General features: G+C 70.4%; 18 protein-coding genes and 5 pseudogenes. 9 read left to right on the plus strand and 14 right to left on the minus strand.

From position 1 onward, the window contains the following. Window positions 1-465 precede the first annotated feature (465 nt). From C3488_RS32330 to C3488_RS32355, 7 genes and pseudogenes are all read right to left on the minus strand, one after another. Entirely contained in the window at window positions 466-1,233 is a 768-nt protein-coding gene (locus C3488_RS32330) for an amino acid ABC transporter ATP-binding protein (protein ID WP_103844441.1), read from the minus strand. Further along, the gene (locus C3488_RS32335; RefSeq protein ID WP_181139286.1) at window positions 1,230-2,147 is read right to left on the minus strand and encodes an amino acid ABC transporter permease; all 918 of its coding nucleotides are present in this window, start codon (window positions 2,145-2,147) and stop codon (window positions 1,230-1,232) included. Before C3488_RS32335 ends, C3488_RS32330 begins: the two co-directional genes overlap by 4 nt. Before the next feature lie 43 nt (window positions 2,148-2,190). Beyond that, window positions 2,191-3,147 carry an ABC transporter substrate-binding protein gene (locus C3488_RS32340; protein WP_103844443.1) on the minus strand — a complete coding sequence of 319 codons (957 nt, stop codon included), beginning with the start codon at window positions 3,145-3,147 and terminating at the stop codon, window positions 2,191-2,193. Window positions 3,148-3,505: 358 nt separating this feature from the next. After that, on the minus strand, window positions 3,506-3,754 hold the full coding sequence (locus tag C3488_RS42070) for an SDR family oxidoreductase (protein WP_258053802.1): 249 nt from the start codon (window positions 3,752-3,754) through the stop codon (window positions 3,506-3,508). After that, a pseudogene (locus tag C3488_RS32345) lies at window positions 3,736-4,239 on the minus strand (SDR family NAD(P)-dependent oxidoreductase); the annotation flags it as partial. The pseudogene C3488_RS32345 and the gene C3488_RS42070, both read right to left, overlap by 19 nt. A gap of 73 nt (window positions 4,240-4,312) precedes the next feature. Beyond that, complete coding sequence (locus tag C3488_RS32350; protein WP_103844444.1) at window positions 4,313-5,419, minus strand: alanine racemase; 1,107 nt, start codon at window positions 5,417-5,419, stop codon at window positions 4,313-4,315. Window positions 5,420-5,543: 124 nt separating this feature from the next. Then, a complete protein-coding gene (locus C3488_RS32355; RefSeq protein ID WP_103844445.1) occupies window positions 5,544-6,029 on the minus strand; it encodes a RidA family protein in 486 nt (161 codons plus the stop codon). Window positions 6,030-6,430: 401 nt separating this feature from the next. On the opposite strand from C3488_RS32355, the pseudogene C3488_RS32360 reads away from it, so the two are divergent. Further along, window positions 6,431-6,764 (plus strand): annotated as a pseudogene (locus C3488_RS32360) (Tn3 family transposase); the annotation flags it as partial. A 46-nt stretch (window positions 6,765-6,810) separates the two neighbouring features. On the opposite strand, the pseudogene C3488_RS32365 reads toward C3488_RS32360, so the two are convergent. Then, window positions 6,811-7,551: pseudogene (locus C3488_RS32365) on the minus strand (LysR family transcriptional regulator substrate-binding protein); the annotation flags it as partial. A 399-nt stretch (window positions 7,552-7,950) separates the two neighbouring features. Here C3488_RS32365 and C3488_RS42075 point away from each other — a divergent pair. After that, a complete protein-coding gene (locus C3488_RS42075; protein ID WP_258053804.1) occupies window positions 7,951-8,208 on the plus strand; it encodes a hypothetical protein in 258 nt (85 codons plus the stop codon). On the opposite strand, the pseudogene C3488_RS32375 reads toward C3488_RS42075, so the two are convergent. Continuing rightward, window positions 8,154-8,687 (minus strand): annotated as a pseudogene (locus C3488_RS32375) (GntR family transcriptional regulator); the annotation flags it as partial. The gene C3488_RS42075 and the pseudogene C3488_RS32375 overlap by 55 nt on opposite strands. 319 nt (window positions 8,688-9,006) lie before the next feature. Here C3488_RS32375 and C3488_RS32380 point away from each other — a divergent pair. The 7 genes and pseudogenes from C3488_RS32380 to C3488_RS32405 all read left to right on the plus strand — a co-directional run bounded on the left by C3488_RS32380 (window position 9,007) and on the right by C3488_RS32405 (window position 16,308). Continuing rightward, on the plus strand, window positions 9,007-9,687 hold the full coding sequence (locus C3488_RS32380) for a haloacid dehalogenase type II (protein WP_103844447.1): 681 nt from the start codon (window positions 9,007-9,009) through the stop codon (window positions 9,685-9,687). Between the two features lie 49 nt (window positions 9,688-9,736). Next, the gene (locus C3488_RS32385) at window positions 9,737-10,222 is read left to right on the plus strand and encodes a RidA family protein (protein ID WP_103844448.1); all 486 of its coding nucleotides are present in this window, start codon (window positions 9,737-9,739) and stop codon (window positions 10,220-10,222) included. Between the two features lie 13 nt (window positions 10,223-10,235). Beyond that, a pseudogene (locus C3488_RS42775) lies at window positions 10,236-10,394 on the plus strand (hypothetical protein); the annotation flags it as partial. Between the two features lie 111 nt (window positions 10,395-10,505). Further along, window positions 10,506-11,909 carry an NAD(P)/FAD-dependent oxidoreductase gene (locus C3488_RS32390; protein WP_374955472.1) on the plus strand — a complete coding sequence of 468 codons (1,404 nt, stop codon included), beginning with the start codon at window positions 10,506-10,508 and terminating at the stop codon, window positions 11,907-11,909. A 19-nt stretch (window positions 11,910-11,928) separates the two neighbouring features. Then, window positions 11,929-13,074 carry an N-methyl-L-tryptophan oxidase gene (gene solA / locus C3488_RS32395; protein ID WP_103844449.1) on the plus strand — a complete coding sequence of 382 codons (1,146 nt, stop codon included), beginning with the start codon at window positions 11,929-11,931 and terminating at the stop codon, window positions 13,072-13,074. A gap of 161 nt (window positions 13,075-13,235) precedes the next feature. Further along, window positions 13,236-14,618, plus strand: a complete 1,383-nt coding sequence (locus tag C3488_RS32400) for an FAD-binding oxidoreductase (RefSeq protein ID WP_103844450.1) — start codon at window positions 13,236-13,238, stop codon at window positions 14,616-14,618. 49 nt (window positions 14,619-14,667) lie between these two features. Further along, complete coding sequence (locus C3488_RS32405; RefSeq protein ID WP_103844451.1) at window positions 14,668-16,308, plus strand: PucR family transcriptional regulator; 1,641 nt, start codon at window positions 14,668-14,670, stop codon at window positions 16,306-16,308. A gap of 68 nt (window positions 16,309-16,376) precedes the next feature. On the opposite strand, the gene C3488_RS32410 is transcribed toward C3488_RS32405, so the two are convergent. The 5 genes from C3488_RS32410 to C3488_RS32430 form a co-directional block, all read right to left on the minus strand. After that, entirely contained in the window at window positions 16,377-17,513 is a 1,137-nt protein-coding gene (locus C3488_RS32410; protein ID WP_103844452.1) for a glycosyltransferase family 4 protein, read from the minus strand. 187 nt (window positions 17,514-17,700) lie between these two features. Further along, window positions 17,701-18,510: a hypothetical protein gene (locus tag C3488_RS32415; protein ID WP_103844453.1), complete on the minus strand. Its 810-nt coding sequence runs from the start codon at window positions 18,508-18,510 to the stop codon at window positions 17,701-17,703. 105 nt (window positions 18,511-18,615) lie between these two features. Further along, the gene (gene recN, locus C3488_RS32420; protein WP_103844454.1) at window positions 18,616-20,334 is read right to left on the minus strand and encodes a DNA repair protein RecN; all 1,719 of its coding nucleotides are present in this window, start codon (window positions 20,332-20,334) and stop codon (window positions 18,616-18,618) included. Window positions 20,335-20,466: 132 nt separating this feature from the next. Further along, window positions 20,467-21,372, minus strand: coding sequence for an NAD kinase (locus tag C3488_RS32425; RefSeq protein WP_103844455.1), 906 nt, complete (start codon window positions 21,370-21,372; stop codon window positions 20,467-20,469). Beyond that, a complete protein-coding gene (locus C3488_RS32430) occupies window positions 21,369-22,184 on the minus strand; it encodes a TlyA family RNA methyltransferase (protein WP_103844456.1) in 816 nt (271 codons plus the stop codon). The genes C3488_RS32425 and C3488_RS32430 overlap by 4 nt, the downstream gene beginning before the upstream one ends. Window positions 22,185-22,214: the final 30 nt, after the last annotated feature.

Genomic DNA, 22,214 nt, shown 5'->3' on the forward strand with positions numbered 1-22,214 from the left:
GGTCAGCGGCGGGCGGGGTAGCAGGTTGCGGTGGGGCACGGAGTGGATCTGGGTCTTCGCGCGAGTGCACTGACGCATCAGATGAGCGCGCCGGATGGTCACCCTGCGCAGCATCCGGGTGCGCTCGCCGCCGGCCACCTGCCCAACAGGAACTCTGCGGCCAGCAGCTGGGCCCGAATTTGCGCGTCGACCTTGTCGGTGGACGGTGGACACGGACGCTGACCGGAGCGGAGCGATCCAGGCCCTGGCCGAAGCCCTCAGCGGACTTTGCTACCAGGCACCCTGGGGCGGGCATTCGCATCCACATCGGCCCGGCCGCCGCCCGCGGCCTGGGCATGGACCGCTGCCACAGCATCGACGTCACCCCGGCCAAGGCCCACAAGCTCGCAGAAGGCGACGGCCTTGACGGGAGCAAAGCCCGGGCCGGCACGCTGCCGGAACAGCTACCGCGTGTCCGTGCCGCTTCTACAGCACCCTTTCGAGGAATGCCTGGGTTCGTTTCTCGCGCGGGTTGGCCAGCAGTTCGCGTGCGTCGCCGCGTTCGACGGCGATGCCGCCGTCCATGAACAGGACTTCGTCGGCGACCTCGCGGGCGAAGCCCATCTCGTGGGTGACGACCAGCATGGTCATGCCGTTGCCGGCGAGGTCGCGCATGACGGCGAGCACTTCGCCCACACGTTCCGGATCCAGCGCGCTGGTGGGTTCGTCGAACAGCATGATGGTGGGTTCCATCGCGAGCGCGCGGGCGATGGCCACGCGTTGCTGCTGGCCGCCGGAGAGCTGGGCGGGGTACTTGTGCCCGCAGCCGTCGAGGCCGACCCTGGCCAGCAGTTCTCGCGCCTGCTCCCGGCAGGCCTCGCGGTCCTTCTTCTGCACCAGCACCGGGCCGGACATGACATTGCTTTCGGCGGTCATGTTGGGGAACAGGTTGAACTGCTGGAACACCATGCCGATGCGGGCGCGCTGCTCGGCCAGCCGCTTGGGGCGCACCGCGTGGTAGGCATCGCCCTTCTCGACATAGCCGAAGTCCTCCCCGTTGACCTTGAGGACACCGCGGTCGACGGTCTCCAGGCCGTTGACGCACCGCAGCAGGGTCGATTTGCCGGATCCGCTGGGCCCGATGATGCAGGAGATCTCCCCGGCCCTGACGGTCAGGTCGATGTCGTGCAGGACCTGGTGACGGCCGTAGCTCTTGCACAGCTTGCGTGCGACGATCGTTCCGTCGGCGTTCACAGCAGGGACTCCCTCGTGGTGGGAACGGGCTGGCCCGCCCCGGGCTCGGCCGAGGTGGCGGCCGGGGTCAGCCGCGTCCGGGTCGAGCGGGAGAAACGGCGCTCGATCATGGACTGCGGCACGCTCAGCACCAGCGTCATGATCAGGTACCAGAGGCTGGCCACGATCAGCAGCGGAATCGTCTGGTAGTTGCGGGCGTAGATCGACTGTGCGCTGTTCAGCAGGTCGGCGACGCCGAGCACGCTCACCAGCGAGGTCTCCTTGAGCATGCCGATCACCTGGTTGCCGGTGGCCGGGATGACCGCCGGCATGGTCTGCGGGATGATCACATGGCGGAGCTTGGTGAAGGCCGACATGCCCAGGGACTCCGCGGCCTCGTGCTGCCCGCGGGGAACCGACGCGAACCCGCCGCGGATGATCTCCGACATGTAGGCGGCCTGGTTCAGGGTGAGCCCCACGACGGCCGCGGTCATCGGCGTCATGATCGCGTTCACGTTCACCGGCGCAGAGATATGGGTGAACGGGATACCGATCGACAGGTTCGGGTAGAGCGCCGCGATGTTGAACCAGAAGATCAGCTGCACGAGCACCGGGGTGCCGCGGAAGAAGGTGATGTAGAGCTGGGCGAGCCCGGCGATGGGCCGCTGGTGTGACATGCGCATCACCGCCAGCACCAGCCCCAGCAGCGTACCCAGAGCCATGCTCGCCACGGTCAGCAGCAGCGTGATCAGCAGGCCGTTGAGGATCGTCTGGGTGGTGAAGTAGCTGAACACCACCGGCCAGCGATAGTTCTCGTTCGTCACCGCGGTCCACACCAACGCGGCGACGATCGCGATCGCGACCACCCAGGCGACGTAGTCGCGCGGACGTTTCGGCGTGATCCGCTTCTTTTCCTCGGCCAGCAGTTGTGACACCGGTCGGCTCCTGATCGTCGTCTCGATCACATCCATCGGAACCTCAGTCCTGAGGGACGGCCATGGCCGCGGTCTTGATCCCGAGATCCTTGAAACCCCAGCGACCCAGCGCCTCGGCGTACTTGGGGTCGTCGATGATCGACTGGATGGCAGCCTGCACCGCGGGAGTCAGCGGCGAGTCCTTCTTCAGCGCCACGGTCACCGTCTTGGTGGCCACCAGCGGCTTGAGCACGTCGAATGTCCTGGGCTGCTGCGTGGCCGCCCACTGAAGCCCGGTGAAGTCGTACATCACCGCGTCGATCCGCTTGGACACCAGCTGAGTGAGCGCGTCGTTCACACTGGGCAGGCTCACCGCGGCGATGGCCGGCTTGCCCTTGCTCGTACAGTCCTGCTTGGACAGCAGCGGCAGCCACTGCAGCTCCGCGGTGCTGCCCGACTGCACGGCGACGCGGTGCCCGCACAGCGTGTGGGTGGTCAGCTTCTCCGGATTGCCGTAAGGGACGGACACCCCGGTCCCGGCCTTGAAGTAGTCGACCATGTCGAGCACCTTCAGCCGGTCCCTGGTGGCACCCATGGTGGACGCCGTGAAGTCGTACCGGCCGGCCTGCAGGCCCGTGATGATGGTGTCGAACTTGATGTTGTTGATCTGCAGCTTCAGGCCGAGCTTGGCCGCGATCAGCCGGGAGAAGTCCGGGTTGAAACCGATCGGCGTCTTGTTGTCCGACGCCATGAACGAAGTCGGCGGGCTGGTCAGATCCATGGCCACCGAGATCGTGCCCCTGGCCTTCACCGCCGCGGGCAGCAGCTTCACCGCCTTCGCATCCGGCTTCACACCCACCGAGATGTCGTCGGTGTGCTCCGCCGACGAACCCGAACCCCCGCCCTGCGCCGTGCTCTTCGCCCCCACGCTCTGCGCGGTGCCACTCGACCCGCACGCGGCAAGCGCGAGGGCCAGGGCCGTCGTGACGATCGGGACGCTGCAGTGTCTGCTGACTCGCATGGGTCTGCTCCTTACTCAAAGGGGGAAAGCACGCTGGGAACCGCTCGGATCGGGGACCAGCTCAGTGGGACGGGGGGGCGGTTCAGTGGACGGGCATGAGACCCGTCAGCCGTGAGGGGCGGCGATGGCGGCGAGGTGCGTGCCGGGGCGCAGCATGAAGGCACTCGTTGAGGGACGAGGCAGAGCCCGGGCCCGCGGCTGAGGGACGTGCCGAGCGTCCCTTGGCGCCGGCGAAGCTGCTCAGCAGGTGACTTCGCGAGAAACTCGAGGACGATCGGGTCGCACGTCCTCTACGTCACTTCATGACAAAGCGGTCGACAAGCCGTTGCCGAGCGACACTCGTGGGCATGGCCCATGCTCAGAAGGCGGTGTACCCGCCGTCGACGGTCAGGACCGATCCGGTGACGTACGACGACTCCGACGACGCGAAGAAGAGCACCGCGTCGGCGACTTCTTCGGGGGTGGCGAGGCGGTTGAGCGGGATCTGGCTCTCGCGCTCGCGGCGGTAGCCCTCGGGGTCGGGCCTGCGCTGGAACGCCGCTTCGATGATCGGGGTGCGGTCAGGCCCGGAGCGACGACGTTGACGCGGATGTTGCGCGGCGCCCATTCGATCGCCGCGCCCTTGGCGAGCATGATGAGGCCCCCCTTGGCGGCGGAGTACAGGACCTGCCCGGCCATGCCGACCATGCCCAGCCGTGAGCTGACGCAGACGAACGATCCCCCCGTCTCGGGCATCAGCGGCGCGAAGTGCTTCATCACCAGGAACGCGCTGAGCAGGTTGCTCTCCAGCACGTTCTTCGCGTCGTCGCAGGCCATCTCGGTGAGCGGACCCGCAGCCTGCAGGCCGTGGTTGAGGACGACGACGTCGACGGTGCCGAAGGACTCGGCGGCCTGCTTTGCCAGGCTCTCGACGAACGCCTCGTCGTTGAGGTCTCCGGGAACGTACAGGTCGTCGGGCTGGGCGCTGTCGAGCCGCTCCCTGCGGCCGGTGAGCAGCAGTCGCGCGCCCTCGCGGCGGAAGTGGGAACTCACGGCTTCCCCGATGCCACTGCTGGCGCCTGTCACCAGGGCCGTGACGTTGTTGAGTCTCATCTCAGGCACTCCTTTGCGGGGGATGTCGGTCGGGTCGCGGGTTCGGGTACGAGGGTCCCGTCCCCGGCGCCGGTCAGTTGAGGAACCCGCGGGCGTCGACCGGCCACCGCTCCAGCGACGTGCCCGTGCTGTCGGTGACGATCAGTTCCTCGAAACCGAGGACGACTGGGCACACGTGGTTCGGCACGACGGGTACGACGGTGCCGACGCTGGGACGGAACTCGCCGTCCGGCAGCGGGAGGAACCCGTGGTACTCGTTGACCTTGGACAGGACCGCCTTCGTGCCGGCGATGCCGCCGTAGCCGATCTCGGGGCTTCCTTCTTTGCTGAGGGCCTTGTTGCCCACATCGACGATGACCTGGTCGGGGACCCAGTCGCTGACCACGGTGCCCGCGACGAACAGCGCGATCTGGTCCTCCGTGCACGAGCCCAGCCGGGCGTTGTTCAGATCGCCGAAGACGTACTCGCCAGGACGGATCTCGGTGATCACGCCGCTCGTGGAGAACTCGAGGGTCGGAGTGGAGCCGGCGCTGACCACCTCAGCGGTGACCCCGACACCTTCGAGGCTGCGTACCGCGGTGGTGAGCGCGGCCTCCTGGTCCTGCGCGGCGCGCCCGCGAAAGTCCCGGCCGGCACCGCCGTGCCCCGGATAGGTGAAGACACCCACCGGCACCAGGCCCCGCTTGCGGGCGGCGAGCGCGAGATCGCCCGCAGCCTCGGGCGGCGCCCCGGAGCGACGGGCGCCGCAGTCGACCTCGATCACGACCTGCAGCCGGTCCGGTTCGTCTCCCATCGCGTCGGCAAGGGCCTCGATCGCCGCGACGTTGTCGGCGCCGACCCGCAGCCGGGCGGACTCGGCGAGCCGACGGATCCGGGGCTTCTTCGTTCCCGCGGCCCAGATCGGGTAGGCGAGGAAGATGTCGTCGAACCCGGCCGCGGCGAAGACCTCGGCCTCACCGACGTTGCCCGCGGTGATCCCGACCGCGCCGGCCTCGATCTGGCGTCGCCCGATCTCCACGCACTTGTGCGTCTTGACGTGCGGCCTGACCTTGAGGTTGCGCTGGTCGGCGAAGCCCTGCACGCGGTCGATGTTGCCCTGCATGACGTCGACCAGCACGATCGGCGCGGGGGTGTCGATCCGCTCGGCGAGAGCGTCGAGTGCTCGTTGCAGCCGGTTCACGCTGCCCTCCTTGTGGTTCTGCCTGGGAATGATCGAGGGGCGCGGGTGCTGACTCCCCCTGGATGCCGAACGTGTGCGGTCCGCGATCTCGCGCGCTTGCGTACACCGCCGCCGTCGGCCCGGCCTACACCGCGGTGCAGACCATCTGGATCTCGACCGGACTGTTGAGCGGCAGCCCGGCGACACCGATCGCGGTGCGCGCGTGCCGCCCGTTCTCGCCCAGCACCTGAATGAGCAGATCACTGGCCGCGTTGGCGACGTTCGACTGCTCACCGAAGTCCGGCGTGCTGGCCACGAAGACCAGCATCTGCACGATCCGGACCCGCTCCAGGTCGCCCACCGCCTGCACAGCGGCGGCAAGGCAGTTGAGCGCGGCATGGCGTGCGAGCTCCCGCGCGGTCTCCAGCTCGACGTCCCGGCCGACGGTGCCCTGCCGGAGCAACCAACCGTCCTTGTAAGGCAGTTGGCCCGAAATATAGATGCTGGAGCCCACCGTCCGGTGATGCACGTAGTACGGGTTGCCACGGAGCTCGGGAAGGTCCAGACCCAAGGCCTGGAGCCGATCGGAAGCCGAGCCGGTGCTCGCTACCGAAGTCACGGACTGGCTCATCCCGCCACCGCCGCGGACGGCGCAGGGAACAAACCCTCGCGGTGGGCCACGAGAACCCGCTTCTCATGAATCTCGATCATCTGCACTCGACTCTCCTCTCGAGTAACAGTGGCGGCAAAGCGCCTTATGGTGGCTTAAAACCGCCACCGCATTGTCGTTTGTCGACCATATGGGGGCCCGTCGAGTACTGTCAATACAAACTTCAGTCTCGAGTGCGACCGCGGAACACCAAGTGCGGCTGCACCTGCCGTCGCTGGAAGCGACGGTCGACGGCGGGACCTGGCTCACCGGTCTCATCCGCTTCGGCATGGACGGCCATGTGCGTGGCCGGCCTCACCAAGCGGCCGAAGACGGCCTATGAGCACGCGCGGGAGCTCCGGGACGGCTACGAGTACGGCGAGTACTCCGACATGGTGTTCGGCCTGTTCAAGATCCTCAGCTAAGACTTCAGCCCGAGATTCCGCGACTTGGACGACCAGCGGTTCCAGGGCCACGATGCCCGGTGTCGAGACGGGCACGTACGGCGCGGTGGATGCGGCGTTCGCGGAGTACGGGCGGATCGCCGAGACTGAGCACCTGTTACGGGCGGTCGACCCGGTGGCCGACACCTACCGGCCGCAGATGAACCGGCAGTTCCCCGTGCAGGAGTCGAGGTACAAGCCGGCCCGGGACGTGTGCCACGGCAAACGCGGCACCATCCACCAGGCGTACCGCGACGGCATGGAGGGCCGGCTCCTGTTCCTCGACGTGTGCCAACGGACTCGGTAGCGGTTGGCGCAACTCAGCGGTCGCGGCCCTGCATCCGTGCGGCGGCGCGGTGCAACTCGGCAAGGACTGTGCGGACGGCCTTCCGGGCGGTGCGCTCGGGCCGGTGGAGGACGTCGATGTCGCGTCGAGCATGTACTCCGCTGAGCGGCTTGAGGACGACGTCGGGGTGCCGCCGAGCGGTCCAACGGGGCAGCAGCGCGAGGCCGCCGCCGGCGGCGACGGCCTCGGCGACCACCGCGAATTCGTTGATGCGGTGGACGATGTCGAGCCGCCGGTTCGCGACGCTCGCGATGGCCTCGATGATGGACATCAGCGGGAAGCCGTCGTGCACCGTGATCCACGGCTGGTCCGCCACGTCCCGCGGCGTGAGCAGCGGCTTGGACGCCAGCACATGGCCAGGCGGCAGGGCGACATCGATGGGCTCGCTCAGCAACGTGGTGGTGGTCACTGTGCGCGGCCACGGAGGACCGTGATCGAAGCGGTGGGCGAGCACGAGATGGTAGTCACGGGTAAGAGCCGGGACGCGGTCCTGGGCGGCGTCCTCGTCCGTGAGAGCCAGGCGGGGTTGTCCGGGGTCGGCGTGGCTGCTCAGCAGGATCGGGAAGAACGCGGACGCTGCGCTGTGGAATGCGGCCAGCGAGACGGTGCCGTCGGGCTTCTCGGCGAAATCGGTGACCGTGTGCCGGGCTTGGGCCAGGGCTGTCTCGACCTTGATGGCCGCGGCGGCCAGAGCCTGCCCGGCGTCGGTCGGTACGGTCGCGCTGGTCTGGGGTCTCCAGCTATCTCGCGGCCAAGACGGCCACCGTCGCGCTGTCCGTGACGGCGGTCCTGTTCGCCCGATGTGTGGTTTCTGCGACCGCTTGTGCTGCCTTGCGGCCTCCGGCCGCCGGAGGCGCCGCTGGAACCGCGCAGAGGTCCGCGTCTTATGGGGTGACGCACACCAGCGCCGCGAATGCCGGACTGATCGTCAGCCCGTGCGGGGGCACCCATGCGCGAAGCCTCGGCGATCCGGCCGAGGTGGTCCTGCCGACGCTGAAAGCCACCGATGGCCGCGCCGCCCGGGTCCGGCCGACAGCCGGTGAGCAGTACCGCGGCCGCGGTCGGCGCGAAGATCCGTCTGTGCCGCCGGCAGAGTGGCATGAGCGCCGCGGAGATGGCCCTGCGCGCCGGGCTGAGCAAAGCCACGCTGTCGCAGCTGGAGGCGGGTAATCCGACGATGGCGCACGTCGGCACGGCCTCAAGCGTGCCGGGGCGCGCGTTCCCCTGGATCTCCCGTTGGGCCCCCAGCCCCATGGGGAAATGGGCAGCCAGTTCCTGGCGGAACGCCTCCGTGTCGCCTTCCAGGGCGACTGCGGCCAACCGCTCGTGCTCGACGACCAATTGGTGCGGGTCGTCGCTGTACGTGCGGTGATCGACGCTGAGGTGGAGGCGCAGCTTGGTCTCCCAGCCGTTCCAGAGACTCTGCAGGACGCCGTGCCCCGAGAGATCGTAGAAGAGCCGGTGGAAGCGAAGGTGCGCGTCGATGCTGGCCGGGATGTCGTCCTTCTCCATTGCCCGGCGGAGATCCTCGACGGTTTGCAGCAACTGGGGCCGCGCAGGGCCGCGCAGTGCTTCGGCCGAGAGCTCGGCGGCGTACGGCTCGACACGTAGCCGGACCGAGTCGATCTCGGCGACCTCACGAGCGCTCACCTCTACGACGAACGCACCACGGTAGGGGATCTTTACGACGAGCCCTTCCTCCTCCAGCTTGGTCAGCGCCTCCCGCAGCGGGGACCGGCTGATGCCGAGATCCGCGGCGATGTGCGCCTCGCGCAGCTGCCCCCCAGGAGGTACGGTCCCGTCGAGGATGGCGGCACGCAGCGTGCGGTAGACGCCGTCCGGCGTCGTCATCCGCTGCTCCTGCCACTCGAACTTGTGGTCCACCCGTTGCCCTCCCTCGGTACTTGTCGACCACTTGGTCGTTTGTCGACTATACCTCTGCTGGTCGCGGCCACACCTTAACTTTGTTGCCTGGCAGGGAGCTCCCCGATTCACAGCCTTGCCCTGTCCGGCTCACGTTCATACGGATGCGGATCAGCGCCGGTCGGCCTTAGGCACTCCTCTGACACTGTTGACAGTCGAGGCCCATTTGGTCGACAATCGACGAGACAAGATGGTCGACAATCGACCAGAGCGCCAGGCTGCTCCACCTGAAGCACAAGGAGGACCCATGGGATTCGACGTCAAGCCCAAGTTCGTGACGTTCGACATGAACGGAACCCTGATCAAGTTCAGCATCAACGACACGATGCGTGAGGTGCTGGGCGACCGGCTGCCGGCCGAGGTCGCCGATGAGTACCTGCGGATCTGCAAGGCGTACCGGATCGACGAGTGCACGGGCGCGTACCAGCCGTTCCACCAGGTCGTCGCACGCTCCATGGAACGCGCCTCGCGCAAGGTCGGTCTCGAGTACCGCGAGGACGAGGCGCGGGCGGTGTACGAGCGCATCCCCACCTGGGGCCCGCACCCCGGTGTCACCGAGGCGCTGAACCGCCTGGCCGAGGCCGTCCCGCTGGTCATCATCACCAACAGCGACACCGCGCATGCCGTGCGCCTCGCGGAGAACCTCAAGGCCCCGTTCGAGGTCGTCATCAGCGCCGAGGAGATGGGCGTCTACAAGCCGCGGCTGCGCGCTTTCGAGTACATGTTTGACAAGCTCGGCGTGACACCCGACGAGCTCGTGCACGTCTCCGCGAGCCCGATGTACGACTTGCGCTCCGCGGCCATCATGGGCATCGAGAACAAGGTGTACGTCGACCGCGGCTGGGAGCACGACGAGCACTGGCTCGGCTACGAGCGGATCACCGACATCGCCGACCTTCCGGTCCTCTTCGGTCTGCCGCGCCCCTGACGCCCGAGCGGAGAACTGAGGAAATGATCCACAGCAAGACGGTGGCGGCATGAGTCAGCCCCTGCCTCAGTCCGTCAAGGGTGACTCGGCTTCAGAAAGACTCCAGGCCCTGGGACTGAAGCTACCCGTCCTCGCCGGCACCACGTACCTCATGCCCCACCGGACGGTGGACTCCACCATCCACCTCTCCGGCCAACTCCCCTTCAAGGACGGCGAGCTGCTGGGGCAGGGCGTTGTCGGCCGGGACGTGGAGCTGGAGACCGCGCAGGAGCTCGCCCGCCATGCCGCGCTCAACTGTCTCGCTGCTGCTGTGCAGGCGGTGGGCGATCTGGACCGGGTCAGGATCGTGCAGATGCTGGTCTTCGTGGCCAGCACGCCGGACTTCGGTGAGCAGTCGCAGGTCGCCAACGCGGCCAGTGAACTGCTGATCGAGGTACTGGGTGAGAACGGACGCCATGCCCGCACCGCGATCGGTGTCGCCGGGCTGCCGCTCAACACCCCTGTCGAGATCCAGATGGTCTGCACCGCTGTGTAGCGGCGAGCCACTCATGAGCAGCGCGGCGGTGGGCCGGCTTCGACAGGCACTCGACGCCCTCGGCCAGCACGATCGACACCCCGGTGCAGATCCTGCTGGCCGACGCGAGGGGCAGATCCCGCTCCGGCACCTCGCCACGCCCGAGGAGATCGCCGACGCAGTCCTGTTCCTCGCGTCGTCAGAGTCCTCGTACATCACCGGGGCAACGCACCCCGTCGACGGCGGCCACACCGCCTTCCAGCAGCGGCCCACGCGGTTCCCAGAGACAGATGAAGGACACACCATGAACGCCCTCGCGGCACCACCCCGAAACGGAGAGCTCGGCTTCTGGGTGGCCCAACTGGCCGACAAGAAGCCCTCGTTCCCTCGCTTCACCGGCCAGGACTCCGTCGACGTGGCCATTGTCGGCGGCGGCTACACCGGACTGTGGGCGGCGTACTTCGCCAAGAAGCTCGAACCGTCGCTCTCGGTCGCCGTCTTCGAGGCCGAACAGGTCGGCTACGGCGCGTCGGGGCGCAACGGTGGCTGGCTCTCGGCCATGCCGCCGGGAAACCGTGCCACCTTCGCCCGCGCCGGGGGAGGGCTGGAGGCGAGCCGGGCGCTGCAGCAGGAGTTCGTCGCCGGCGTCGACGCGGTCCTGGACATCCTTGAGGCCGAGGGCATCGATGCCGATCAGCACAAGGGCGGCGCGCTCGTCGCCGCTCACACTCGGGCGGGGCTGGGCCGACTTGTCACCAGGCGTGACGCCGAACTGAAGTACGGGCTGACCGACGACGAAGTCCACCTGCTCGACCGGGACGAGTTCCAGTCCCGGATCAACATCTCCACCGTCCACGGCGGACTCTTCTACAAGCACTGCGCGCGGATCCACCCCGCGAAACTCGTCTACGGCCTCGCCGACACCCTGACCTCCATGGGGGTCAGTGTCTACGAGAGCAGCCGCGTGGACCGTGTCGAGGGCAAGACCCTCACCCTGGCCGACGGGCGTGTCACCGCGGCGAAGACCTTCATCTGCACCGAAGGCTATTCGGGACAGCTGCTGGGCCGCCGGAGCCTGATCCCGGTCAATTCCTCGATGATCGTGACCAAGCCCCTGCCGGAGGAGGCCTGGCAGCAGATCGGCTGGGACGGGCCCCAGTGCCTCAACGACTCCGCGCACACGTTCATCTACTCCCAGCGGACATCCGACGGCCGTATCGCCATGGGGGGCCGTGGTGTCCCCTACCGCTTCGGGTCCGGCACCGGGGGAGCCGGTGCGACCGCCCGGTCCACCATCGACCTGATCTCGCACAAGCTCAGGACCTTCTTCCCGGGCATCCCCTTCGAGGTGGACCACGCCTGGTCGGGAGTCCTGGGCGTCACGCGGGACTGGAACGGCGGTGTGCACTGGGACCCGGCATCCGGGATCGGCTCGTCCACCGGCTACGCGGGACACGGCGTCACGTCGGCCTACGTCGGCGGCAGGACTCTCGTGGAGCTCGCCTTCGAGAAGGAAACCGAACGGACCACCCTTCCCTGGGTCGGCTACCGGGCACGGAAGTGGGAACCGGAACCCATCCGCTGGCTGGGCGTTCACGCCATGTACCGGCTCTTCGGTATCGCCGACCGGTGGGAAGAGCGCAGGGGTTCCAGCAAGACCTCACTCCTGGCCAGATTCGGCAGCAGACTCGCCGGACTTCACGAGTAGACGAAAGGGAACTGCTGTCATGGACGCAAAACTCGCAGTCATCGGCTTGGGCAGTATCGGAAGCATGGCCCTGTGGCAGGCCTCCCGGCTGTCCGACTCGGTAGTGGGCTTCGAGGCCGCCACCCCCGCCCACGGCCGCAGTGCCGTAGGCGGGGACACCCGCCTGTTCCGCATGGTCTACCTCGGCAGGCCCGAGTACTACCCCATCATGGAACGCTCCCGCGGCCTGTGGGCCGAGCTCGAAGCGGAAACCGGGCAGGAAATCCTCACACCTACCGGGGGCCTCACCATCGGGACAACGAACAGCAGCTTCATCAACAGCCTCCTCGAGACAGCGCGCGTCAACGGAGCCGAGCACTACGTCCTGAGCCGGGAGGAGTTGGCGGAACGCTACCCCCAGCACAACCTCCGCCCCGACGACTGCGCCGTCTACGACCCCCGCGCCGGCGTTCTGCGCACCGACCGCGCCGTCAGCGCCGCCGTCGCGGCGGCCCAGGCAGGCGGCGCCACCGTCCTTCAGAACACACCCGTGGACAGCATCACCGAAACCGAAGACGGTGTGGTCGTCACCTCGGGCGACAGAACCTGGACCTTCGAGAAGGTCATCGTCGCCTCGGGCGGCTGGTCCCGAAGGCTCATGCCCGACCACCTCAAGGCCGTCACGGAAACCCATCGGATCGTCCTGACCTGGTTCGTCGCCCAGGACGGCACACAGTTCTCGCCGGAGAACTTCCCCGTCTTCAGCCGACTGCACGGCGACCGCTCCCTGTACGGCGCACCCGCCGTCGACGGCGTGACGGTCAAGGCATCGGTGGACGCACCGATGGACGGGCGCAGAAGGACGACCCCCGACCCGGACTCCGTGCCCAGGGATCTCACCCGGGAAGAAACCGAGAAGGTCACCGAGATCGTCACCGACTTCTTCCCCGGCCTGATCCCCACCATCGTGCGCTCCGACGCCTTCCCCGACCTTTTCACCGAGGACAGGCATCCACTCCTCGGCTGGCTGGATGAGAACAGCAGGGTCTACTGTGCCACCGGATTCTCCGGAAAGGGCTTCAAAATGGCCACCGGCTACGGCCACATCGCGGCGCACGAGGCGCTCGGCAAACAGACCTTCGAAGACCTGGACTTCGTGCGTCCGGACCGGTTCAAGACCCGGTAGCCACTCACTCCCGCCGCCTCGGGGCGGTAGCTGCGGGTCACGGGCGCAGCCGGTGACCGGCAGCGAAGGGAACCCGCAGCTCTCCGCCGAACAGGACCGATGCGCCGTCCCCGCCTACGCTGAAGGCAGACCTGTCCCCTGGCTGGAAGGGGGCGGCTGCGATGGCTCCCCTTTCGAAGGCGCGCACGGCGCTTTCCGCGCTCCGCGCGGAACTGACCGGCGAGGTCTTCGCCCCTGGCGATCCGGGCTACGACGAGGCCCGGACGGTGTTCAACGCGATGATCGACCGCCATCCGGCGGTGATCGCGCAGTGCGAGGGGAAGGCCGACGTCGTACGGGCGGTTCGCTTCGCCCGGGATCTTGATCTGAAGATCGCTGTTCGGGGCGGCGGGCACAGTGTCGCGGGCATGGCGCTCAACGACAACGGTCTGGTGGTGGACCTGCGCAGGATGCACGACGTGACGGTCCATCCCGGATCGGCGTCGGTGCAGGTGGAGGGCGGAGCCATGATGAGCCACCTGGACCGCGCCACACAGCCCCACGGGCTCGCGACGACCGGCGGCCGGGTCTCCACCACCGGCGTGGGCGGCTTCGTGCTCGGCGGCGGCAACGGCTGGCTCGACCGGGCCTTCGGCCTCGCCGTCGACAACCTGCTCGGCGTCGAACTGGTGACCGCGGACGGCTCCACGGTGCTCGCCACCGCCCGGGAGAACCCCGAACTGTTCTGGGCGCTGCACGGCGGCGGCGGCAACTTCGGCGTCGCCACCGCGCTCACCCTGAAACTGCACGAGTTGCCCGAGTTCTCCCTCGCCCTGCTCATGTTCGTGCCCGAGACCGGCCCGGAGGCGGTCCGCACCTACCGCGACGTCATCGCCGCAGGCCCGCCCGAGGTGGGCGGCGCCGTGCTGTACATCACCGGTCCACCCGAGCCGTTCGTCCCCGAGCACCTGGTCGGGACGCTGCTGTGCGCCGTGCTGGTCACGTACGTCGGCGGCGAGGACGACCTGCGCAAGCTCGCCCAGCCGCTTCTGGCGCTGCCGCACGCGGCCGAGGTCGTGTCCGCGATGCCCTACGCCGACTTCCAGTGCATGCTCGACGACCCGCCCGGACTGCGGAACTACTGGTCGGCCGAGTACCTGACCGGCTTGCCCGACGAACTGGTCGACATCTTCTGCGCCCGCGCCTCCTCGATGCCCGTCCCCAGCTCCTGTCAGCACGTGCTCTTCCCCCAGGGCGGCGCGATCGCCGCCGGGCCCCCCGAGTACCCGGTCCCCTACCGGGACGCCGCCTGGACCGTGCACCCGTTCGGCGTCTGGGAGGACCCGGCCGACGACGAGAAGGCCCTGCGGTGGGTCCGGGACGTGCGCGACGACGTCCGGCCCTGGCGCACCGGGGCGGTCTACCTGAACTTCATCGGCGACGAGGGCAGGGACCGGGTGGTGGCCGGGCTCGGCACCGAGAACCTCAACCGGCTGGCGCGGGTCAAGCGGCAGTACGACCCGGACAACGTGTTCCGCTACAACCACAACATCCCGCCCGCCTGACCGGGGCCCGGCCCTGCGCCCGGGGCGTCGGTGCAGGTAGCGTCGCCGCATGGACAGCCGTTTCGACCTCCCGGGCACCGAGGGCGCCGGGATCACGGTGCGGCGGGCACTGGAGCTGCCCGGGCTGCGCAGCGGGCTGCCGGAGGTGCTGGCGGGCGCCGACCGGCTGGGCCGCAGGGTGCGCTGGGTGCACGCGGGTGAGGTGCCCAACATCGCGTCGCTGCTCAAGGGCGGTGAGCTGCTGCTGACCACCGGGTACGGGCTCGGCACCCGCCCCGCCGACCAGCGGGCGTTCGTGCGCACGCTGGCCGAGCGCGGTATCGCGGCCCTGGTGGTGGAGCTGGGCACCCGTTTCACCCGGCTGCCCACGGCCCTCGTCGAGTCGGCGAAGGCCGCCGGGCTGCCGCTGGTGCAGCTGCACCGCGAGGTGCCGTTCGTGACGGTCACCGAGGAGATCCACACGGAGATCGTCAACGGCCACTACGCGCTGCTCCAGCGGGCCGAGGAGGTGCACCGCCGCTGCACCGAGGCGCTGCTCGGCGGGGGCGGGGTGCCGCAGGTCCTCGGCATCCTGGCCGACTTCGGCGGCAATCCGGTGTTCCTGGAGACGGCCGACGGTCAGCTGCTCTACGCCGCCGGGACCGGCCCTGCGGACACGGACCCCTTGCAGGTGTGGGAGGGGCTGCGCGGCCAGCACAAGGACGAGCCGCCGGCCGGGACGGCGATCGTCGACGTGCCCGGTGGCGGGCCCGGCGCGGGGTCCGTGCGGGCCCGGCTGGTGCTGCTCCCGGTGAGCGGGCCGGTCGCGCCGGTGCACCGGATCGCCGCCGAGCGGGCGGCAGGCAGCCTCGCCGTGGTGCTGATGCAGGCCCGGCAGGAGGAGGAGCTGGCGGCGCGCGGGCGCGGCGACTTCCTCACCGACCTCGCCGAGGGCCGGATCACCGCCGAGGACGCGCCCGCCCAGGCCCGGGTGCTGGGCTTCAAGCCGGGCCGCGGCCCGCTCCTGCCGGTGGTGATGCGCCTCGCGGACGGGCCGACGCCCGGCGGTGGGGGCTGGGCGGTGCTGGCGCGGGCGGTAGCGGAGGAGCTGGGGTCGCTGGGCGTGCCGGTGCTGCTGGGTGTGCGGCCGGTGGAGGGGCGGGTGCCGCTGCTGCTGGGGCTGCGCTCGGAATCGGAGCGGGCGGCGGTCGCCGACCGGGTGGCCGCGGCGCTGCGGGTGGGCGTGGAGCGGGCGGGCATAGGGCGCCCGGGCGCCAGGCCGCCGGTGGTGGTGGTCGGGGCGGCGGGTGGCTGGGCCTCGGCGTCGGCGGGACTGCGGCACGCGGCCGAGACCGCGACGGCGGCGCAGGGGCTGCCGGAGCTGCCCTGGTACGACGCCCGCCGCCTGGACATCGATCTGCTGCTGTGGCGGCTGCGCGACCATCCGGACCTGGCGGCCTTCGTGGACCGCGCGATCGGTCCGCTGCGGGAGCACGACGACCGTTCGAAGCCACCGCTGCTGCCGACGCTTCAGACGTATCTCGCACATGCGGGCCGCAAGGCCGAGACGGCCCGCGAGCTGCATCTGAACCGGCAGACGCTCTACAACCGGCTGGCCCGGATCGGGGAGTTGCTGGGCGCGGACCTCGACGACCCGCAGACGGTGCTGACCCTGAGCCTGGCGCTGCGGGCACGTCGCCACGTGCCCTGACGGGGCCGAGGACTGTCCGACCATTCCCGGCGTCCGCCCGCAGTGAGGCGGGAATGGTCAGGCAGGCCCTAGGGATAGGGCCGGACCTGGGTCAACTCGTCGTAGACGCTGAGGACCTGGGCGACGGTCTCGTCCTCGGTAGGCCAGGTCGCCGCCTGCCTCGTGCCCTTCTCCTTCAGCGCCTCGCGGCGGGCCGGGTCGTCGAGGAGGCGTACGACGGCGGTGGCGAGCGCCTCCGCGTTCCCGTACGGGACGAGTTCGGCGGCGTCGCCGACGAGTTCGCGGATGCCGCCGACGTCGGTGGCGACGAGCGGCACGCGCGCGTGCAGGGCCTCCTGGGCGAGGACGGACCGGGACTCCCAACTGCTGGGCAGCAGCGCGACGTCGGCGGCGGCCAGCAGCTCCGCCACGTCCTCGCGCCGCCCCAGCAGCCGCACCGGGAGCCCCTCGTCCTCGATGCGCCGCTGCAGCACCGTGCGCAGCGGCCCCTCCCCCGCGATCACGGCCAGCGGCGCCGGGTCGATGCCGCGCCAGGCGCGGGAGGCGTCCAGCAGCACGTCGTGGCCGCGGTGCCGGTCGAGGGCGCCGACGGCCACGAGCAACGGCCGGCCGGTGGCGCCGAGTTCCGCGCGGAGCTTGGGGCGCAGCCGGTCGGGGTCCTCGTACTCGGTGGGCCTTCGGGGAGCAGGGAGGGCGACGACGGCGAGCCGGGCGTCGCGGGCGCCCCGTCGGCGGGCCCGTTCGACCAGGTCGGACGACGTGCCGAGCACGACGGACGCGGCCCGGGCCACGCGCCGCTCCAGCAGGCGTTGCAGATGGGCGCGGGCGCCCTCGGCGTGCGCCCGGGTGTGCCAGGTGACGACGAGCGGGGTGCGGCGTCCACCGAGGGCGAGCGCGGCGCGCAGGCCCGCGTGCAGCCCGTGCGCGTGCACCAGGTCGGCGTCGCCGCAGGCGATGCGGAGCGCGGCCAGGGAGGCGGGGTCCGTGCTGCGGGGCACCGGGACGTGCTGCGCTCCGGCGCCGGTGAAGTCGTAGGTGCGCTCGGCCTCGAAGGGGGCGCACACAGTCACGCGCACGCCCCTGGCGACCAGGCCCGCCGCCAGTGTGCGCACGTGCGCGCTGCTGCCCGCGCTGCCCCCGCCGAGCACCTGCACGGTGTGCAGCGGCGACCGGCCGTGCGGTGAGGGGCTGCTGGCGAGGCTCACGTGGCCGGGGCTCCTGGTTCGGCGTCGGACGGTCACGAAGAAACGTACAGAAGGATCGCGCGGTGGGCGTGGACCGCGCGGGGTGGACCGCAGTTGACTCAAGGATGCCAGGGCGCGCGGGTGTTGCGGCACGGGCGGGCGCGGGCGAGGTCGGTGCGGCGGGCGCCCGGGGGCGCGCCGCGGTCACTCACACGGGTGAGACGGTGGCCGGCGGGAGAGGGGCCACGGGCAGCTGCCCGATCCGCCACGACCTCGCCGCTTCGCTCACCTTGTCCCCGCACACCGCCGCGACCACGAACGCGAGCGCGTGGACCAGGACTCCGGCTCGCCTGTTGCCCACCACGGCGGCGGCGCCGAGCGCGGCACCGAGCGCGTGCGCCCCGGTGTCGCCGAGCATCGCGCGCTCGCCGAAGTCGTCGGGGAAGACGGCGGCCGCGGCACCGGTCGCGGCGGCGGCCAGTTCCCCGCAGGCGCCCTTCCGCAGCAGTCCGGGAGCGCCGAGCGCGAGGACGGCCCCGGCGGCGCGCCCGGGCCGTACGTCCACCAGGTTCACGAAGTGCGCGGCTCCGGCGATGACCACACCCGCGAGCACCTTGTCCAGGGGCCGCTCCTTGAGCACGGCCCCCGCGGCGAGGGCGGCGGCCGAGATCCCGAACAGCTTCACGGCACCGCTGGTGACCTCACCGTCCCTCAGGGCCGACAGATGCGCCCGGAACCCCCGCCGCGGATCGCCAGCACCGGCGATGTCGTCGTAGGCCCCACAGGCACCGGCGGCCAGGACGGCGAACCCGGCCGCCGGGTGGACCCGCCAGGCCCCGGTCGTGGCCGCCACGGCCACCGCGGGGCCCGGGTACAGCACGACGGTCCGCCCGGCGTGGTTCGTCCGCTGCCAACGCCGCCGCCCGCCCGGTGCCGCGGCACGCAGGGCGGCGGTTGCGGCACGGGTGACGGCCGCGGCGAGCGCGAACGAAACGGTCCTGCGGGTACGCGTGATCATCCCGCCACCCTAAGCCGCCCGCCGAAGCCGCGCCCCACAGGTCCCGTGCACAGGTCCCAAACCGTGTCCCACAGGTCCCGAACCGTGTCCCAGAGCAACCGTGGCCTACTGGTCCGCCCGTGCCGTGGCCAGCAGCTCCTCCGCGTGGGCGCGGGCGGTCTCCGAGTCCTCCTGGCCCGCCAGCATCCGGGACAGCTCACGGATCCGGTCCTCGCCCTCCAGGACCTTCACCCCGGAGCGCGTGACCGATCCGTCGTTGGTCTTCTCCACCAGCAGCTGCCGGTCGGCGAACGCCGCCACCTGCGGCAGATGGGTGACGACCACGACCTGCGCGGTTCTCGCCAGCTTCGCGAGCCGACGCCCGATCTCGACCGCCGCCTTGCCGCCGACACCCGCGTCGACCTCGTCGAAGAGGTACGTCGGCACGGGGTCGGTGCCCGCGAAGACGACCTCCACGGCGAGCATCACGCGCGACAGCTCACCGCCCGAGGCGCCCTTGGCGATGGGCCGCGGCGGCGCGCCGGGGTGCGGTGCGAGCAGCAGTTCGACCTCGTCGACGCCCGAGGGCCCGTAGGCGACCGTACGCCCACCGACCTCGACCCCGTTCGGGTCCTCGCTCTGCCGGATGTCGAACGACACGCGCGCGTGCGGCATGGCGAGCGAGGCCAGCTCGGCGGTGACGGCGGCGGCGAACCGCTCGGCGGCCTCCTCCCGCGCATCCGTCAACTCCTGTGCCAGTCCACCCAGTTCGGCCCGCAAGGCGTCCCGCTCGGCGGTCAGCTCCTCGATCCGCTCGTCGTCGCCGTCGAGTTCGGTCAACCGGGCGGCGCTCTGCTCGGCCCAGGCGAGAACGGCATTGATGTCCTCGCCGTACTTCCGGGTCAGTGCGGTGAGTGCGGCCCGCCGTTCCTCCACGGCCGCGAGCCGCAGCGGGTCGGCGTCCAGGTCGTCGGCGTACCCGGCCAGCTCACCGGCCACATCGCCCAGCAGGATGCCGATCTCCCCGATCCGCTCGGCGAGTCCCGCAAGCGCCGGATCGTGCGACCGCACCGCCTCCAGCGCCCGATGGGCGCCCGCGACCAGGGTGCAGGCGTCGACGCCCTCGGGATCCTCGGGGTTGCCCGCGAGCGCCGTGTGCGCGGCCGTCGCCGCCGAGGCCAGCGCCTCGGCGTGCCCGAGCCGCTCGGCCTCCTCGGCCAGCTCCACGTCCTCGCCCGGCCGCGGCTCCACGGCCGCGATCTCCTCGAGCCCGAAGCGCAGCATGTCGGCTTCCTGGGCCCGCTCACGGGCGCGCGTGGTGATCTCGTCGAGCTCGGCGGAGACCGCGCGCAGCCGCCGGTAGGCCTCCTGGTACTTGGCGAGCGGTACGGCGACGGCGTCTCCGGCGTACCGGTCCAGCGCCTGCCGCTGCCGGGACTGCTTGAGCAGGCCCTGCTGGTCGGTCTGTCCGTGCACGGCGACCAGTTCGTCGGCCAGCTCCGCGAGCACGCCGACGGGCACGGAACGCCCGCCCAGGTGCGCCCGCGAGCGTCCCTCGGCGGAAACGGTACGGCTGACGATCAGAGCCCCGTCGTCGAGCTCGGCCCCGGCCTCTTCGGCGCGTACGGCGACGGAGGCGTCCTCGGGCAGGGCGATCCGGCCCTCGACGACCGCGTTCTTCGCCCCGAGCCGCACGAGTGCGGGGTCGGCGCGCCCACCGAGCAGCAGCCCGAGACTGGTGACGACCATGGTCTTGCCCGCACCCGTCTCACCGGTCACGGCGGTGAAGCCGGGCGACAGCTCGACGACCGCGTCGTCGATGACTCCGAGGGACCGTATCCGCATCTCCTCCAACACGGGGAAGACCTTACGAGGTCGGCGGGGAGAAGTGCGAGCGGCCCTTGTCACTCATGGGGGTGCACCGCGCCCCGGAAAGGGAGCGGTGCTGTGTCGAGGTGCGGCTGCCCCGCGACGGGGTCAATGCGGCCGCCCCCTCCACCCCGAGACCGGAAGCGCGAACTTGGCCACAAGACGGTCGGTGAAAGAAGCGTGGTGCAGCCGGGCCAGCCGCACCGGCACAGCCCCCCGCCGCACCTCCACCCGTGCCCCCTGCGGCAGCTCCACCATCCGCCGCCCGTCGCACCACAGCACCCCGTGCGACGTGTCCGGCTGCACCTCCACGGCGAGCACGGAGTCCGGCGAGGTCACCAGCGGCTTGGCGAACAGCGCGTGCGCGCTGATCGGCACCATCAACAGCGCCTCCACCTCCGGCCACACCACGGGCCCGCCCGCGGAGAAGGCGTACGCGGTGGACCCGGTGGGGGTGGCGCACACGATGCCGTCGCAGCCGAACCCCGTCACGGGCCGCCCGTCGATCTCCAGGACGACCTCGAGCAGCTTCTCGGCGGAGACCTTCTGCACGGCCGCCTCGTTCAGCGCCCAGTCGGTGTGCACGATGTCGCCGTTCTTGTGCACGACGACGTCGACCGTCATGCGCTCCTCGACCTCGTACGCCTTCATCACCACCCGGTCGACGACCCGGTCGAGGTCGTCGCGCTCGGCCTCGGCGAGGAAGCCGACCCGGCCGAGGTTGACGCCCAGCATCGGCACCCCGGAGGCGCGGGCGAACTCGGCTCCGCGCAGCAGGGTGCCGTCACCGCCGAGCACGATGAGCAGCTCACACCCGTCGAGGCACTGCGGGGTGGCCTCCTTGACCAGCTGCACATCGTCCGGCAGCGGAAGGTCGGCCGCCTCGTCCTCCAGAGCACGCACGCCGATCCCGGAGCGCAGCAGGCCCTTGACCACCAGCTCGGCACTGCGGATGGCGGCGGACCGACCGGTGTGGGCCAGCAGGAAAACAGTACGAGCTCGGTTCGTTGTCAACGCGGCCCCTCCGCCACAGCACGGTCAACGTCGGCCGGGTCCAGCGCGGGTGCTCCGGCTCGCAGCCACAGAAAGTACTCGACATTGCCCGACGGCCCGGGCAGCGGGCTGGCCGTCACGCCCTTCACCCCGAGCCCCAGTTCCGCGGCCCGCTCGGCCACCCCGCGCACGGCCTCGGCGCGCAGCTGCGGGCTGCGCACCACGCCGCCGCTGCCGAGCCGTTCCTTCCCCACCTCGAACTGCGGCTTGACCATCATCACCAGGTCGGCGTCCGGCTTCACGCACCGCACCAGGGCGGGCAGCACCAGTCCGAGCGGGATGAAGGACAGATCCCCCACGACAAGATCCACTGGCTCCCCATCGATCGCTTCGAGCGTCAACTCGCGTACGTTCGTACGGTCCTTGACGGTGACGCGTTCATCACTTCGGAGAGACCAGGCGAGTTGTCCGTATCCCACGTCGACGGCGACGACATGGGCGGCGCCCGCGCGCAGCAGAACGTCGGTGAAGCCGCCGGTGGACGCGCCGGCGTCCAGCGCCCGCCGTCCCTCGACGAGAAGGCCCTGGGGGACGAAGACCTTCAGCGCACCGGCGAGCTTGTGTCCGCCGCGCGAGACGTAGTCGGGGTCGCTGTCGTCCTGCGCGACAACGATGGCGGCAGCGGTCTCCACCTGCGTGGCGGGCTTCGTCGCGACGGTCTTGCCGACGGTGACCCGGCCGGCGGCGATCAGCTGGCCGGCGTGCTCGCGCGAGCGCGCGAGCTTCCGGCGGACCAGCTCCGCGTCGAGACGGCGGCGTGCGACTCCTGCCACGTTCGGTTCAGCTCCTGTTCCCGTACGTCA

Source organism: Streptomyces sp. Ru72 (assembly GCF_002920635.1).
Taxonomy (GTDB): domain Bacteria; phylum Actinomycetota; class Actinomycetes; order Streptomycetales; family Streptomycetaceae; genus Streptomyces.